This is a genomic window from Burkholderia sp. NFPP32 (genome assembly GCF_900119325.1).
GTDB lineage: Bacteria > Pseudomonadota > Gammaproteobacteria > Burkholderiales > Burkholderiaceae > Burkholderia > Burkholderia pyrrocinia_C.
This window is the reverse complement of sequence record NZ_FPJP01000006.1, coordinates 111702-127542: the sequence shown is the minus strand read 5'-3', so window position 1 is coordinate 127542 and position 15841 is coordinate 111702. Positions and strand designations below refer to the sequence as shown.

The following is a 15841-nucleotide window of genomic DNA, read 5'->3' as shown; positions in this document are numbered from 1 at the left end:
ATGTCCAGCTACAAGATTGCACTGAATTTCGAGGACGGGGTGACCCGCTTCATCGACTGCAAGGCCGGCGAGAAGGTTCTCGACGCGGCCTTCCGCGCGAAGATCAACCTGCCGATGGACTGTTCCGACGGCGTGTGCGGCACCTGCAAATGCCGCGCCGAAAGCGGCAGCTACGACCTAGGCGACGACTACATCGACGACGCGCTCACCGAAGACGAAAAGGACGGCGGCCTCGTGCTGACCTGCCAGATGGTGCCGCAAAGCGATTGCGTGATCGCGGTGCCGACGTCGTCGGTCGCGTGCAAGACCGGCCACAGCGGGTTCGCCGCGACGGTGACCAAGGTCGAGCAGCACAACGATGCGGCCGTCGTGCTCGAACTCGACGTCGGCGCGGCCGCGCCCGTGTTCCTGCCGGGCCAGTACGTGAACATCGACGTGCCCGCGAGCGGCCAGCACCGTTCCTATTCGTTCTCGTCGGCGCCGGCCGATGCGAAGGTCAGCTTCCTGATCAAGAAGATTCCCGGCGGCGTGATGAGCACGTGGCTCGAATCGGCGCGGCCGGGCGACAAGCTGGAACTGCACGGGCCGCTCGGCAGCTTCTACCTGCGCGACGTGCAGCGGCCGCTGCTGTTCCTCGCGGGCGGCACGGGCCTCGCGCCGTTCCTGTCGATGCTCGAGGTGCTGGCGCGTACCGGTTCGCGGCAGAAGGTGCACCTGATCTACGGCGTGACGCGCGATCTCGATCTCGTGCTGGTCGACGCGATCGAAGCGTATGCGGCGAAACTGCCGAACTTCAGCTTCGCGACCGTCGTCGCGGACGCCGGGTCGGGCCATCCGCGCAAGGGCTGGGTCACGCAGCACATTCCGGCCGATGCGCTGAACGACGGCGACGTCGACGTCTATCTGTGCGGGCCGCCGCCGATGGTCGACGCGGTGCGCACGTACTTCGACGACGAAGGCGTGAAGCCGAACAGCTTCCACTACGAGAAGTTCACCCCCAACGTCACGGCAAAGGCGGCATGATCATGCAACGATTCTCGGGCAAGGTCGTCGTCGTTACCGGCGCGGCGCAGGGCATCGGCCGCGGCGTCGCGCTGCGCGCGGCGGCCGAAGGCGGCAAGGTGCTGTTCGTCGATCGCGCGGATTTCGTCGCCGAGGTGGCGGCCGAAGCGACGGGCGGCGAGACGGCCGGATTCGTCGCGGATCTCGAAACCTACGAAGGCGCGCGCGCGGCGATCGCGTGTGCGGTGCAGACGTTCGGCGGCATCGACATCCTGATCAACGGCGTCGGCGGCGCGATTCGGATGCGCCCGTTCGCCGAATTCGAGCCGGCGCAGATCGACGCGGAGATCCGCCGCTCGCTGATGCCGACGCTCTACACGTGCCACGCGGCGCTGCCGCACCTGCTTGCGCGCGGCGGCGGCACGATCGTCAACATCTCGTCGAACGCGACGCGTGGGATTCGCCGCGTGCCGTATTCGGCGGCGAAAGGCGGCGTCAATGCGCTGACGGCGGCGCTCGCGATGGAATACGCGGAGCACGACATCCGCGTCGTCGCGACCGCGCCGGGCGGCACCAGCGCGCCGCCGCGCCGCGTGCCGCGCAATGCGGCCGGCGACAGCGAGCAGGAACAGGCGTGGATGAGCGAAGCCGTGCGGCAGGTGACCGATTCGACGTTCTTCAAGCGTTACGGCAGCCTCGACGAGCAGATCGCGCCGATCCTGTTTCTGGCATCCGACGAGGCGAGCTACATCACCGGCACGGTGCTGCCGGTCGCGGGCGGCGATACGGGCTGAGCGGTGCACGGTGAAGCTGCTCGCACGTGTTCATCGATAACCAACTAGCCGGCCGGCGCCGAGACGCCGGCCACGGAGACATCCATGCGTGATCGCAAAGCCATCGTTCCGGCGGGAATGGAAGCGGTGTACGAAAAAATCGGCTACGCGCCGGGCCTGCAGGTCGGCGATACGCTTTACGTGTCCGGCCAGATCGGCCGCGACGCGGCGATGCAGCTGGTCGACGGCCGCGAAGCTCAGATCGTGCAGGCGTTCGAGAACCTGAAACGTGTGCTGGACGCGGCCGGCGCATCGTTCAACGATGTGGTCGACCTGACGACGTTCCATACCGACATGCGCGACCTGCCGCTGTTCATGCAGGTTCGCGACCGTTACATCGATGCGCATCCGAAGCCGGCGTGGACGGCGGTCGGCGCGCACATGCTGGGCGGGTCGCCCGGTTATATCGTCGAGATCAAGGCGGTGGCGGTGCTGCAACGGTGATCGCCGATGGTGCTCGACTTGTCAGGAATCCGGCGTGTGCCGCTGGCGTCGATTGCGTACGGGTTCAATCCTCCGAATGCGCGAATTCCCTCAGGCCTTCAAGATCCAGGATGTGCACCGCCCCGTATTCGGCGAGGATCAGGCCTGCATCGGCCAACGTGCGAAGCGCGCGATTGGCGTTCTGGCGGGAGAGCCCCGAAAGCCTGCCGATTTCTTCCTGCGAGAAGCCCAGCGTCATCGCCGTAGCAGGATGCAGCTGCCGGTTGAACAGCTCGGTCAGGCAAAACGCCACGCGGGCGGGCGCCTCGTGTATGCGCAAGTTTTGAACCAGACCGATGTAGTAGCCGCATCGGGCGTTGAGCTGGTCGATCACGTAGCGGCTGAACGTGTGGCTGTTCTCCAGGAGCCAAAGAAATGTCGAACGAGGCATGAAGGCCAGCCGGCTGTCCCGGACCGCGGTGACGGAGTAGGCGCGAGGTTCTTCCTTCAACACGCTGCCTTCCCCGAACCACGAGCCTGCCGGGATACCTGCGAACGTTACGACACGTCCTTTTTTCGACGCGGTATCGACTTTGACTATTCCTTCGATCACACCGAGCCAATGGTCCACGGCGTCGCCCCGGTGGCAAGCAATTGCACCGGGACTGTAAGACCTGTCGAAGCAATCGCGCTTGACTATCTCCCTTTGGCCATCGGTCAGATTGCCGTACCAGGAGCAGCGGGCGAGAAAGTCGTCGACGGCAAGGCCTTCGGATTTGCCGGGACCTTCGTCATGTTTGCGGACGCCGAGATCTTCCGGGTTGCAGGGCCGGGTTATCTCCGCGGCCGGAGGCGCCGCTTCCCGCTTTGCCTTGATGGTTTGCATGCCACAAAGTTGATTCATCGTTCGGAACAGTAGCGTGCCGTTGCGTGAGGGCTCTTTGCGCCGCGGATCACGTGGTGCGAAGGTCCGTGTGCCGTCCGGAAAATCTGGAGGTGTCGATCGATCCGTTAAATAGAATTCAAGTTCGCTTAAGAGTAGATTCCGGCATACTGGCTGTCAAGAAGCGGGCGATAGGTGTTTGTACCGGCACATCGCAAACCCATGCTCGATTTTTCGCATAGGCGTATCATTCGCGACATACAGGGGCTCAACGGTCAGACGATTCGACGTCAGTGATCATGGTCGTGCATGGAAGAACGACGGGATTCCAGCGTGCGCTTCAGATGTGACGGTAAATGAAATGGAAATTCTAGGTAGTCCGGCGCGTGTTCGCGTTCGCCGCAGAGGGGCCGACAAGCATCCGTTGATCGTGAAAGCTGCTCGCGATCTGGTTGCCGAAGTGGGGTTTCGCGACGCGCAAATGTGTGCGATCGCGGAAGCCGCCGGGATAGCGATCGGCACGCTGTACCGCTATTTCGCATCGAAGACGGATCTGATGGTCGAGGTGGTCAAGACGACGGCGCAGCGTGAAGTCGATGTTGTCGCGGGCATCGCCATGCGCGACGGCACAGCCGCAGAGCGGCTAGGCGCCGCGGTCTGGACTTTCGCCAGCCGCGCGTTGCGAGGCCGGCGCCTGGCCTATTCGCTGGTTGCCGAACCTGTCGAGCCCGATGTCGAGGCAATGCGCCTGACCTATCACAGGGCGCTGGCGAGGGTATTCAAGACCATCATCGAGCAGGGGATGGCGGATGGAGAGTTCCCGGCACAAGATGCGATGGCTTCGGCGGACTGCATTGTCGGGTGTCTTTTCGAGGGACTGGTCGTCCCGTTAACCAGCAGCGCCGCGCCCGATGCAGAGCAGATGAGCGCCCACGTGACGGCTATCATCACGTTTTGCTTGCGTGGCGTTTCCGGCTCGCAGGTATCGCCGGTAACGGTCGCGCGGTAGCGACATCGTCTGCGGGGGCGCGGCAGGCACGGTTCGCCGGCATCTCCCGCAGGGGCCCGGTACGATTGCGGCTTCGAATGCCCGCGCTGCGTCCTCTTCGCTGGCGATCTTGCAGCTTCGGCGCGTGAACGCGAACCCTGATCACCAGGTATCGATGCGCCGTTATCGATCGGCATCGACCGGGCCCCGCCCTGGAATGAATCGTCTAGCTGCTGGCGGACGACGTGGCATCGAGGCGCGTCGGAGCCATGTCCGCATCGCGCAGAGATGCCGCGCTGCGGCGATGGTCGATCATCGTGACCGCGATGGTGCCAAGTACGCCCGCAAAAGCGATTGCCAGAAAATTCTGTTCGAGGGGCAGGCGCATTGTGACCAACATGCCGATCAGCACGGGCGCGGCAATCGCGCCAAGGCGACCGACGCCCGACGCGAACCCGACGCCCGTCGATCTGATCACCGCAGGGTAGAACTCCCCGGCATACGCGTAGGCCAGGAGTTGGGTTCCGAGCGTCGAGCCGCCCACCACGAACACGATCAGGAACAGCAGTTCGGTGGACCTGGTATACCCCATCAACGCCAGCGAGACGGCTCCCGCAGCATAGAATGCAACCAGCACATACTTGATGTTGTACTTGTCGCCAAGCCACCCTCCGCCGACTGCGCCGATGACGGCACCGACGTTGAAGACGAGTACGAACGTCAATGCCGACCCCGGGCTGTAGCCCGACATTGCCATGAGTTTCGTCAGCCAGGAACTCAGCGCGTACACCATGAAGAGGCCCATGAAGAACGCAATCCAGATCATGACCGTGCTGAATCCGCGGCCACCGCGAAACAGGCTCGCCACGGGCGTGCTGCCCATTGCCTGCTGCGGTATGACGAACCGATCGCCGGGGTGAAGCCGGACATTCGGTGCAATCTTCCGAATCATCCTTGCGATCTTCTCGGTGCGATTTTTCCGTACCAGGAAAGCGAGAGAATCGGGCATCGTCATCAGGATGAACGGGATAAGCAACACCGGTGTCCCGGCAATGAAGAAGACCGATTGCCAGCCATAGGATTCGATCATCTGCTTGCCGGTCAGCGCGACGAGAATCCCGCCGATCGAGTAGCCGGCAAACACGATCGTCACGAGGCGCGCCCGGATGGCACGCGGTGCGAACTCACCCATCTGCGCGGTTACGATCGGAAGGACGCCGCCGATTCCCAGGCCGGCCAGAAACCGGGTGATGCCAAAGGACACGGGATCGTGTGTGAGACCGGCCGCAGCGGTAAAGACGCTGAATAACCCGATGCATGCACAGATCGAAATCGGACGACCGATCTTGTCAGCCAGTGTTCCGAGGTAAATGGCGCCAAACATCATGCCGAACAGTGCCGAGCTCGCCATGAAGCCGGCCTTTGCGGCGTTGACGCCCATATCCTTCATGATCGACGGCAGCGCTGCGCCGACGACGGCGAGGTCGTAGCCGTCGAGCACCAGGATCAGCACACACCAGAACAGAATGACGCCGTGAAACCGGGAGAGCCTTGCGCCCTGAACAATCTTCTGAACATCGATGTCGTTACTCATTGTCTCCTCCATTTCCTTATGGATTTCGTGGATGCTGCAAGCGACCGCTCTGTGGGCGGATTCAGGTGGTGTGATAGACGGTGAAAGAGGAAGAGGGCGCTCGCTCGGAGACGAGTGTGTTTTCAATGCGGCTTTCGTCCGCATAGCCCATGCTCATTCCGATCAGGAACATTTCGCCGGACTCGAGAGCAAGCTCTTTCTCGATGATCTTGTGATACTTCATGAAGGCGGCCTGCGGGCACGTGCTGATGCCATGGGTGCGCGCGACGATCATGATGTTCTGCAAGAACATCCCGTAGTCGAGCAGACTGCCCTGCTGCATCACGCGGTCGATGGTGAAGAACAGCCCGACGGGCGCATCGAAGAATTGGTAGTTGCGGCCGTGCTGTTCGCGCATCCTCGATTTGTCTTCTTTCTGGATACCGAGCAGCCCGTATAGCGTCCATCCGAGCGCGCGACGCCGGTCGATGTAGGGGGATACCCATTCGTTCGGGTAGTAGTCCCACTCATCGGCGTGCATGTCTGCCAGCGACGGATCGGCGTCGATTTTTTTGATCGCGTTGCATACGCGATCTCGAGCCGTGCCGGCGACGACGTGGACTTTCCACGGTTGAATGTTCACGCCGGTTGCCGCGTAGCGAGCCACGTCAAGAATTGCCTTGACGGTCGCCTCGGGCACTGGCGTCGGGAGATAGGCTCTTGCGCTGCGTCGCGTGGTAATTGCCCATTCAACGGCCGACCGGATCGCTGACAGTTCATCCGGCGGTGCTGCTACTCGTTCCATCTACGACCTCGCTATCCAGTCATGCGGACCGCATGTCCACACGACGAGAGTAGCCATCTACCTCCGGCACCAATGTCTTGCACAAGACAATCGGCGTTTCGCTTCGATGAAATTTTCATGCTCCGCGGGAATGTCTCGGGGGTGACATTTCGCCCGCCGAACCTTCTCTAGACTGCTGTAGCAGATCAAAGACGGGATGCCTGGAAGGACGAGCATTCATAAACCGATGAGGAGACGTGGAAATGAGCGAAAACATCTATGGGAAAGGGCTGGATCGCACGCCGGCCAATCACGTGCCGCTGACACCGCTTCACTTTCTCGACCGATGCGCGGACCAGTATCCCGATCGCACTGCCATTGTTCACGGGGAATTGACGCAGTCATGGAAACAGACAAGGGAGCGGTGTCGTCGTCTAGCCAGCGCGCTGGTCAAGCGCGGGATCAAGCGTGGGGACACGGTATCCATCCTTGCTCCGAACACCCCGGCGATGGTCGAAGCGCATCACGGAGTGCCGCTGTCCGGGGCAGTCCTCAACGCGATCAACTGCCGATTGGACGCCGATGGCGTCCGGTTCATCCTGCGTCATGGCGAATGCAAGATCTTGTTGGTGGACAGGGAGTTTTCCTCGTTGGCGGCAAGCGCGCTTGAACAGCTCGAGAACAAGCCGCTGGTCATTGATATTGCCGATATCGAAGCGGCGTCTGGAGATCCGATAGGTGAGCTCGAGTACGAGGCGTTCCTTGCGGAAGGCGATCCCGATTTTTCCGGCGTCTGGCCATCGGACGAGTGGGATGCAATCGCCTTGAACTACACGTCGGGAACGACTTCGGACCCCAAGGGCGTTGTCCCGAGCCACCGCGGCGCGTACCTGATGAGCATGCTTCAACTGACGGATTGGGGAATGCCGCGTCGCCCGGTATACCTCTGGACGCTTCCGTTGTTTCACGCGAACGGCTGGTGCTTCGCATGGGCCGTTACGGCGGCAGCGGGCACGCATGTTTGCCTGCGGAAGGTGACGGCCTCGAATATCTTCAAGGCCGTTCGGCAGCACCGCGTCGATCATTTCTGCGCCGCGCCCATCGTGCTCGCATCGTTGGCCAGTTCCTCCGAAGCGGAGCGCTTGCCGGTGCCGCATACCGTTCGTGTGCGCACGGCCGGTTCGCCTCCACCGGCTGCCGTACTGAAGGCCGTGTCGGAGATGGGCTTTGACGTCGAGCATGTCTACGGCATCACCGAAGCGTCGGGTACGCCCGTGAGTTGCTTCGTCGAGCCCGCCTGGAACGATCTGCTGCCGGACGACAAGGCGCGCCTGATGGCGAGACAGGGTAGTCGGGCGGCGGGCCTGGAGGGACTCCGCGTCTCGGATCAGGGTAGCGGTACGCCCGTGCCTTGGGACGGCAAGACGCAAGGCGAACTGCTGATCCGGGGCAATATCGTGATGAAGGGCTACCTCAAGAACGAGGCCGCGACAGCGGCTGCGTTCAGCGGAGGGTGGTTCCATACGGGCGACGTCGCCGTGGTGCATCCGGACGGCTATATCCAGATCACCGACCGCTCGAAAGACGTCATCATCTCGGGGGGAGAGAACATCTCTTCGGTTGAAGTCGAAGACGTTCTGCATCGGCATCCGGCGGTTCTCATCGCCGCTGTGGTAGCCCAGCCCGATGCGAGATGGGGTGAATCGCCCTGCGCCTTCATCGAGTTGAAGCCAGGCGCTTCGGTCCCGGACGAAGCCGAGATCATCGGCTTTTGCCGCGAACGGCTTGCCCACTACAAATGCCCTGTTCGAGTCGTCTACGGGGTACTGCCCAAGACCGGCACGGGAAAGATCCAGAAATTCCGGCTTCGAGAACTGGTCGGAAGTCGAGAAGCCATTGCAGATTTATCCGGCGTGTAGTGTCTTGCGATCGAGCGGTTCCTCCCGCTGACCTCCGTGGAGTCAGGCGTCAAATTGCGCAATCGCTATCGAACCCTCTGCGGTTTTCCGCGAAGAACCAAAAAATCGGGCTCGCAAATTTCCGAAGGACGAGATGTCAATCCGGGTGTGCCGAAAACGCGCCCGGGATAATGCACCGTGTCGCGAGATCCACCCGACGAACAGGATGACTTAATTACGTGATGCCTGGAACGCTGGCGAAACCTCTGCTTGCGGCTCCGCATCACTTTCTCGAAAGGTGCGCGAAGCTCGTCACATAACAAGATGACGTGCGACACATCGGCCCATTTTCTGATAGGTGTTTTCCCGAAAACGGTTTACGTAGCCGTCGAATGTCATTCGCAAGACAAATGCGGACGCGCAACGCGGGCAGCATTTCCTTGCGCTCTCGACCATGGCGCTATGCGATTCCAATCAGGAGGAGACAAAGATGAGAAAGACGCCCAAACAGCCGGTGTTGGCCATGACCCTGGCCGTCATTGCATCCTTGGGAATATCGGGTTGTGGTGGAAGCGACGACGCTCCACCGCCCCGGATATCGCTGTCAGCTCAACAAGCCTGCGACGCGTTGAAGGGAAAGTCCGCAGGGGGGGCATCGGTAACCGATGCATCGATGGTGCCGGCGACAAGTGCCGGTCCAGCCTACTGCAAGGTCTCGGCGCTGATCTCGCCTCAACTCGTCATGCAGGTGCAGTTACCCGATAACTGGAACGGCAAACTGCTGTATGCGGGCGGTGGCGGTTACGACGGTTCGATCCAGAATTTCGTATGGAGCGGACCGGAAATCCTGAAGGCAGGATACGCAATCGTTCAAAGCAATGGCGGGCACATCGGTACTTCCGTCGCGGACGCCTCATTCGCTGCGGATCCTTTTTTGGCATCCATGTTCGGCTCAGGCTCGGTTCCGACGACTGCTGCGGCCGCCAAGGACATGCTGCATCTGGTCTATGGCAAGGCACCGGATCGGTCGTATTACGAAGGCTGCTCCAACGGCGGACGCGAGGGCCTGATGGCTATCCAGCGGAACCCCGATCTCTTCGACGGTGTGATTGTCCGGGCGCCGGCATACGATTGGCCGGGCTTCATGGGCGCATTCAATCGCAACGCCAAGGCGATCGCGGCCCCCGGGGCGGCATTCACTGCCGGGAAGATTTTGCTACTGGCGAAAGCGGTTCGAGACACATGCGATGCTGCGGACGGAATCGCGGATGGAGTGGTGTCAAACCCGTCCGCATGCAACTTCGATCCCGCGGTGCTTCGCTGTCCCGGCGGGAGCGACGCGGGCGATTCGTGTCTATCCGACGCTCAGCTTGCCGTGGCGAACACCTGGACGAGTGCGTCAAGTTTTGCCAATGGTGCGTACACCTATCAAGGCTGGGCGCTGACGGGAAATGAAGACGATCCGGGCGGATGGCCGCAATGGCTCACGGGCGCAACGGGCAACGGTAGCGGTTCGGCCCAGTTCCTTCTTCAGGATGCGACGGTGAAGTCCTATCTGAGCAATGACCCCAACGCGAATTCCCTGACGTACGACTGGAATTCGAACACGGCGGCATTGTTCACGATGGCTGAGCTCAATAGCGCGACGAATGCGGACCTGAGCCCGTTCGTCAGCCATGGCGGGAAGCTGCTTCTCTGGCACGGCACGTCGGATATGGCATTGAGTCACCGTGCAACGACGGCGTATTACCAGAAGCTGCAAGCTACGCTCGGTGCATCGACGGTTGGCTCGTTCGCCCGGTATTACCAGGCGCCGGGGGTTGATCACTGCTCGGGCGGACCGGGTGCGGATTCCGTCAACCTGGTGGCGGTGCTGGATCAATGGGTAACGAAAGACAAGGCGCCGGAGAACCTTGTTGCATCGAAGTTGAACACGGATGGCAGCGTGGCGTTCACCCGACCCTTGTGCCAGTATCCGCAGTACCCGCGCTACACCGGACCCTCCAATGACGCAAAGGCGGCGACGCTGGCGGAGAACTATACGTGTACGTCACCGTAAGCGTTTCGCGTCGGAGGCGATAGGTCGCGGTCAATCATGAGTCGAGCCGAAAGGCTCGACCTTCGATCATGTATTTCGACGCTCGATGTCGTGAATGCCCGACTCAGCGCTCGATCAACGCAAGCTGCCGATCGAAATCGGTCGGATCGAAATAGTCCCGCCACACGGTGATCATGCCGTCTTCGATCGTGAGCGTCCCCATGACGGGCAGCACGATCGTGCCGCCGCTGGCAGCAACCAGGCGGCTCTTGTTCAAGGCCGTTTCATTGCCAACCGCATTACGCGAGCCGGAATTTCTTTCTCAGGCTCGCATCGACAGGGCCGGCCGGCATGAAGCGCCGCAACTTGCGCAAAAGCGATGCCTCTCCGTTCGGCGTGCGCCGCATGCGCCATGCGCCGAGCGCCGCTTCGACAATGGTGGCGGCCACGCCGTCGGGCTCGGGCGCGGTTTTCACGCTGTCGACGACCGCGCGCGATGCAAGCGTTCGCTCGCGGTCGTAATCGGCGATCGGCGCGCTTGCTTGCGGCGCATTGACGTCCAGGTTGGTCCGCGTAAACGACGGTTCGACCAGCGTCGCGCGAATACCGAACTGGCGCACTTCGTGATCCAGCGTTTCGGTCAGCCCCTCCACCGCGTGCTTGGACGCCGCATAGAGTCCCATGTATGGCGCCGGCAAAAAGCCGAGCACCGAGCTGACATTGACGATCCGTCCGCGCCGTTGTGCCCGCATGTGCGGAAGTACGGCCTGGGTCGTACGCAGGATGCTGAACACGTTGGTGTCGAACAACGCTGTTGCTTCCGTCACGGAGGTTTCCTCCACCGCGCCGATCAGGCTTGTTCCCGCATTGTTGACGAGCACGTCGATACGCCCGGCGCGATCGACGATCGTTCGAATACCTGATTGAACGGACGCATCGTCGCGAACGTCCATCTCGATCAGCTCGACGCCGGCGACGGGTGCCGTTTTCGCGATGCTGCGCACGGTGCCGAACACGCGGCACCCGCGTTTGGCGAACTTCTCTGCGGCGGCGCGCCCGATACCCGACGACACCCCGGTCACGAGTACAACGGTGGAATTCGACATGCTGTTTCCTTCGATATGGTGAATGGAGGGGGTGTCAATCGCGCGCGTCGAGCGCATGCTGGAGCACGGGCTCGGCAGGCGCATGTCGGCCATCGCGCGAACCGGCGGTATGGCCGGGCCGGATCCTGAACCAGATCGCGTACATGGCCGGCAGGAACACCAGCGTGAGGACCGTCCCGGCGAACGTGCCACCGATCAGCGTGTACGCGAGCGTTCCCCAGAACACCGAATGGGTCAGCGGGATGAACGCGAGCACCGCCGCCATGGCCGTGAGAATCACCGGGCGCGCGCGCTGCACGGTGGCCTCGACGACCGCATGGAACGGATCGAGGCCCGCCTGTTCGTTATGATGGATCTGCCCGATCAGAATCAGCGTGTTGCGCATCAGGATGCCCGACAGCGCGATGAGGCCGACCAGCGCGTTGATGCCGAACGGCTGCCCGAACAGGATCAGCGTCGGCACCACGCCGATCAGCCCGAGCGGGCTCGTCAGGAACACCATCACCATCGCGGAGATCGAGCGCACCTGGAAGATGATGATGATCAGCGTGACCGCGAGCATGATCGGGAACAGCGGCAGCATCGCGGCTGTCGCCTTGCCCGATTCCTCGATGGAGCCGGCCTGCTCGATCCGATAACCGCTCGGCAGTTTCGCGATGATCGGCTGAAGCTGCTTGGTGATCGCTGTCGAGACATCCGGTGGTTGCAGACCCTCGGCGATATCGCCGCGCACCGTGATCGTGGGCACTCGATCGCGCCAGCGCATGATCGGCTCCTCCATCCGCACGTCGACCTTGCCGACCTGCGACAGCGGAATGCGCTGCCCGTTCGCGCCGGCGAGCGTGAAGTCGCCGAGGCGGGCCGGGTCGAGCCGCGCATCGCCGGCCGAGCGCGCGACGACCTGCACGGTCCGAATATCCTCGCGCACGGCAGTGACCGGCACGCCGGTGAGCAGGAACTGCAGTTGCTGCGCGACGGCGCTGGACGTCAGCCCCACCGCCTGCAAGCGATCCTGCTGCAACGTGAAGTGCAGCGTCGGCGCACGCGTGCCCCAGTCGGCATTGACCGTGCGCATCATCGGGCTGCCTGCCATCAGGTGCTGAACCTCGACTGCGATATCACGCAGCTTGTCCGGATCGGGGCCCGTGATCCGGTAGGCTACCGGGAACGGCGAATACGGGCCGAACACGAGTTGCGTGACGCGCACCCGTGCTTCGGGTGCAAGACCGTCGGCGATCGTCCGCCGCAGTCGCGCCTTCAGCGCATCGCGTTCCTCCTGACTGTCCGTGCGAATCACGATCTTCGCGAACGACGGATCGGGCAGTTCCGGTCCCATTGCCAGGAAAAAGCGTGGCGCACCCTGGCCGACATAGGCGGTAACGATCCTCGCTTCCTTTTGCTTGGCGAGCCATGCCTCGACCTTTGCCGTCGCGGCGCTCGTTTGCGTGATCGAAGTGCCGTACGGCATCTGCACTTCGACCAGCACTTCGGGTCGATCGGAGATCGGGAAGAACTGCTTCTTGACGACCGCCATGCCGAGAATGGCCAGCACGAACAGGCCGACGACCGACCCGGCGACCAGCCATTTGCGCGCGATCACGCGTGCGAGCACCTGGCGGAAACGGTTGTAGCGGGGCGTGTCGTAGATCGCGTCGTGACCGCCGTCGACCTTCTTGAAGTCCGGTAGCATCTTCACGCCGAGGTACGGCGTGAAGACCACCGCGACGATCCACGATGCGATCAGCGCGATTCCCACGATCCAGAACATGTTGCTGGTGTATTCGCCGGCGGTGGAGCGTGCGAAGCCGTTCGGCATGAAGCCGACCGCGGTCACCAGCGTGCCGGCCAGCATCGGCGCGGCCGTATGGCTCCACGCATAGGCCGACGCGGCCACGCGGCCGTAGCCTTCCTCCATCTTCACGACCATCATTTCGATCGCGATGATCGCGTCGTCCACCAGCAGCCCCAGCGCGAGGATCAGCGAGCCGAGCGTGATGCGGTCGAAGTTCTTGCCGGTCGCGGCCATCACGACGAACACGACGGCCAGCGTCAGCGGCACGGCCGCGGCGACGACGAGGCCCACGCGCCAGCCCATGCTGACGAAGCTCACCAGCATGACCACCAGCAGCGCGGCGAAGAACTTGACCATGAACTCGTCGACGGCCGAGCTGATGTTTACGGCCTGATCGGTGACCTTGGTGAGGCTCATGCCGAGCGGCAGCGCGCCATTGATCGCGCCGACTTCGCTGTCCAGCGCGTGGCCGAGATCGAGCCCGTTCCAGCCGTCGCGCATCACGATGCCCAGCAGCAGCGCGGGTTCGCCGTTGTTGCGGATCATGAACGTCGCCGGATCTTCGTAACCGCGCTCGACGGTGGCGATGTCCGACAGTTTCAGCGTGCGGCCCTGCGAGACGATCGGCGTGTCGCGAATCTTCTGCAGCTTGTCGAACGCGCCGTCCAGCCGAATGAAGATCTCCGGCCCGCGGGTCTCGACGGAGCCGGCGGGCGTCAGCGCATTCTGGCCGTTGAGCGCGGCGAACACGTCCTGCGGGCTGACGCCGAGCGTCGCGAGCCGGTCGTGCGACAACTGCACGTAGATGCGTTCGGCCTGCTCGCCGACGATGTTGACCTTCTTCACGCCCGGCACATGCAGCAGCCGCTGGCGCAGCGTTTCCGCATCGCGCACCAGCAGGCGCTGCGGTTCGCCCTTCGCCTTCAGCGCGAACAGCGCAAAGGTGACGTCCGCGTATTCGTCGTTGACCAGCGGCCCGATCACGCCGGCCGGAAGGTTGCTCGCCTCGTCGCCGATCTTTTTCCGCGCCTGATAGAACTGCTCCTGCACTTCCGACGGGGGCGTGCTGTCGAGCAAGGTCAGCGTCGTGAACGCGAGGCCGGGCCGCGTATAGGTTTCGGTCCGGTCGTACCAGCGCAGCTCCTGCATGCGCTTCTCGATCTTTTCGGCAACCTGGTCGTGCATTTCCTGCGCGGTGGCGCCCGGCCATGCGGTGACGATCGTCATCACCTTGACCGTGAACGCCGGGTCTTCCGCGCGGCCGAGCTTGAAGAACGAAACGAGCCCGGCCAGCGAGATCAGGCAGATCAGGAACAGCGTGATCGCGCGCTCGCGCACGGCGAGCGCCGACAGATTGAATCGACCTTCGCTCACGGCCGTGCTCCCTCGTTGGCCGCCGCGACGGTCTGACCGGACATCCGGACCTGTGCGCCTTCGTGCAGCAACTGCGCGCCGAGCGCGACGACCCGGTCCCCTTGCTTCAATGCGCCGGACACGCGGGCGCTGTCGTCGTCCAGACGCTCGACCGCGACCGGCCGCCACGCCACCCTGGCCGGCTCGCCCGCGACCACCCACACGCCGGGCCCTTTGCCGGCGTCGAGCAGCGCGCCGATCGGCACCTGCAGGCCGCCCGCCAGCGTCGCACGCGCGTCGGGGATCTCGATCGTGACGGTCGTGCCCAATGGGGCGTCGGCCAGCGCGCCTTGCAGCACATAGCGCGCTTCGAAGGTGCGCGTGCGGATATCCGCGGTATCGGAGAGCTGGCGCAGCGTCGCGGGAACGCTCACGCCCGGCTTGCCGAACAGCTCGGCTTGCGCGGCCGAGCCGATGGCGGGGCGCAGGGTTTCCGGCAGCTGGATCACGGCTTCCCGGCTACCGGCGTGGGCGATGCGTACCACCGGCTGGCCCGCGCTGACGACCTGGCCCGGCTCCGCCAGCGTTTCCATGACGACGCCGTCGCCGTCCGCGACGAGCTGCGCATAGCCGGTCGCGTTGCGCGCGACGTCGGCGTCGGCCCCGGCAGCGCTCAGCTGCGCTTTCGCGGCATCGGCCGCCGCCTTGACCTGGTCATACGCCGATGCCGAGATTGCGCCGGTGCCGCGCAGGTCGCGGTAGCGGGCTTCGTCCTCGGCAGTCTGCCGCGCGCGTGCCCGCGCGGCCGCGACGGCCTCGTCGCGTGCGCGCGCCGCGAGTTTCAGGTCGACGGGATCGATCCGCATCAGCGGCTGGCCGCGCCTGACGGTTTGCCCGGCGTCCACGAGCCGCTCGAGCACCTTGCCGGACACACGAAACCCGAGGTCGCTCTGCACGCGGGCGGCGACGGTGCCGGTAAACGAGCGGGACGCGGGAGCCGCTGCCTGCACGATGGCGGTACGCACGAGCGGCGCCTCCGTGCGCGGATCGGAAGGCGCTTTTCCGCTGCAAGCGACTAGCGCAAAGGGCAGTGCGGAAGCGAGTGCGGAGAGAGCGAGGCGACGCCGAAGCATGAAAGTCCCATTGGCGAAGTGATCGGGACTTTCAT

13 protein-coding genes are annotated in these 15841 nt (G+C 63.3%); 6 read left to right on the top strand and 7 right to left on the bottom strand.

Going from position 1 to position 15841, the window contains the following annotated elements; genetic code table 11:
* From benC to BT264_RS14445, 3 genes are all read left to right on the top strand, one after another.
* A complete protein-coding gene (benC, locus tag BT264_RS14455) occupies positions 1 to 1023 on the top strand; it encodes a benzoate 1,2-dioxygenase electron transfer component BenC (protein WP_072437881.1) in 1023 nt (340 codons plus the stop codon).
* Positions 1020 to 1796, top strand: a complete 777-nt coding sequence (gene benD / locus BT264_RS14450; protein ID WP_072437882.1) for a benzoate diol dehydrogenase BenD — start codon at positions 1020 to 1022, stop codon at positions 1794 to 1796. The genes benC and benD overlap by 4 nt, the downstream gene beginning before the upstream one ends.
* 84 nt (positions 1797 to 1880) lie before the next feature.
* Complete coding sequence (locus BT264_RS14445) at positions 1881 to 2279, top strand: RidA family protein (RefSeq protein ID WP_072437883.1); 399 nt, start codon at positions 1881 to 1883, stop codon at positions 2277 to 2279.
* A 64-nt stretch (positions 2280 to 2343) separates the two neighbouring features.
* Here the strand turns inward: BT264_RS14445 and BT264_RS14440 are convergent, their stop codons facing one another.
* Positions 2344 to 3144, bottom strand: coding sequence for a Crp/Fnr family transcriptional regulator (locus BT264_RS14440; protein ID WP_083534016.1), 801 nt, complete (start codon positions 3142 to 3144; stop codon positions 2344 to 2346).
* A gap of 358 nt (positions 3145 to 3502) precedes the next feature.
* Here BT264_RS14440 and BT264_RS14435 point away from each other — a divergent pair, with 358 nt between their 5' ends.
* A complete protein-coding gene (locus BT264_RS14435; protein ID WP_072437884.1) occupies positions 3503 to 4150 on the top strand; it encodes a TetR/AcrR family transcriptional regulator in 648 nt (215 codons plus the stop codon).
* Positions 4151 to 4355: 205 nt separating this feature from the next.
* Here BT264_RS14435 and BT264_RS14430 read toward each other — a convergent pair whose 3' ends face one another.
* Positions 4356 to 5723 carry an MFS transporter gene (locus BT264_RS14430; protein WP_072437994.1) on the bottom strand — a complete coding sequence of 456 codons (1368 nt, stop codon included), beginning with the start codon at positions 5721 to 5723 and terminating at the stop codon, positions 4356 to 4358.
* A gap of 61 nt (positions 5724 to 5784) precedes the next feature.
* Complete coding sequence (locus tag BT264_RS14425; RefSeq protein WP_072437885.1) at positions 5785 to 6507, bottom strand: nitroreductase; 723 nt, start codon at positions 6505 to 6507, stop codon at positions 5785 to 5787.
* 242 nt (positions 6508 to 6749) lie between these two features.
* Here BT264_RS14425 and BT264_RS14420 point away from each other — a divergent pair, with 242 nt between their 5' ends.
* Positions 6750 to 8405 carry an acyl-CoA synthetase gene (locus BT264_RS14420; protein ID WP_072437886.1) on the top strand — a complete coding sequence of 552 codons (1656 nt, stop codon included), beginning with the start codon at positions 6750 to 6752 and terminating at the stop codon, positions 8403 to 8405.
* Positions 8406 to 8874: 469 nt separating this feature from the next.
* Positions 8875 to 10443, top strand: coding sequence for a tannase/feruloyl esterase family alpha/beta hydrolase (locus BT264_RS14415; protein WP_072437995.1), 1569 nt, complete (start codon positions 8875 to 8877; stop codon positions 10441 to 10443).
* Positions 10444 to 10546: 103 nt separating this feature from the next.
* On the opposite strand, the gene BT264_RS39905 is transcribed toward BT264_RS14415, so the two are convergent.
* Genes BT264_RS39905 through BT264_RS14395 form a run of 4 tightly spaced genes read right to left on the bottom strand, consistent with a single transcriptional unit; the run spans position 10547 to position 15806 of the window.
* Positions 10547 to 10699 (bottom strand): limonene-1,2-epoxide hydrolase family protein, encoded by a 153-nt coding sequence (locus BT264_RS39905; RefSeq protein WP_256260630.1) that lies wholly within the window; start codon positions 10697 to 10699, stop codon positions 10547 to 10549.
* 22 nt (positions 10700 to 10721) lie between these two features.
* A complete protein-coding gene (locus BT264_RS14405) occupies positions 10722 to 11528 on the bottom strand; it encodes an oxidoreductase (RefSeq protein ID WP_072437887.1) in 807 nt (268 codons plus the stop codon).
* 34 nt (positions 11529 to 11562) lie between these two features.
* Positions 11563 to 14694, bottom strand: a complete 3132-nt coding sequence (locus BT264_RS14400) for an efflux RND transporter permease subunit (RefSeq protein ID WP_072437888.1) — start codon at positions 14692 to 14694, stop codon at positions 11563 to 11565.
* Positions 14691 to 15806 carry an efflux RND transporter periplasmic adaptor subunit gene (locus BT264_RS14395; RefSeq protein WP_072437889.1) on the bottom strand — a complete coding sequence of 372 codons (1116 nt, stop codon included), beginning with the start codon at positions 15804 to 15806 and terminating at the stop codon, positions 14691 to 14693. The genes BT264_RS14400 and BT264_RS14395 overlap by 4 nt, the downstream gene beginning before the upstream one ends.
* Positions 15807 to 15841: the final 35 nt, after the last annotated feature.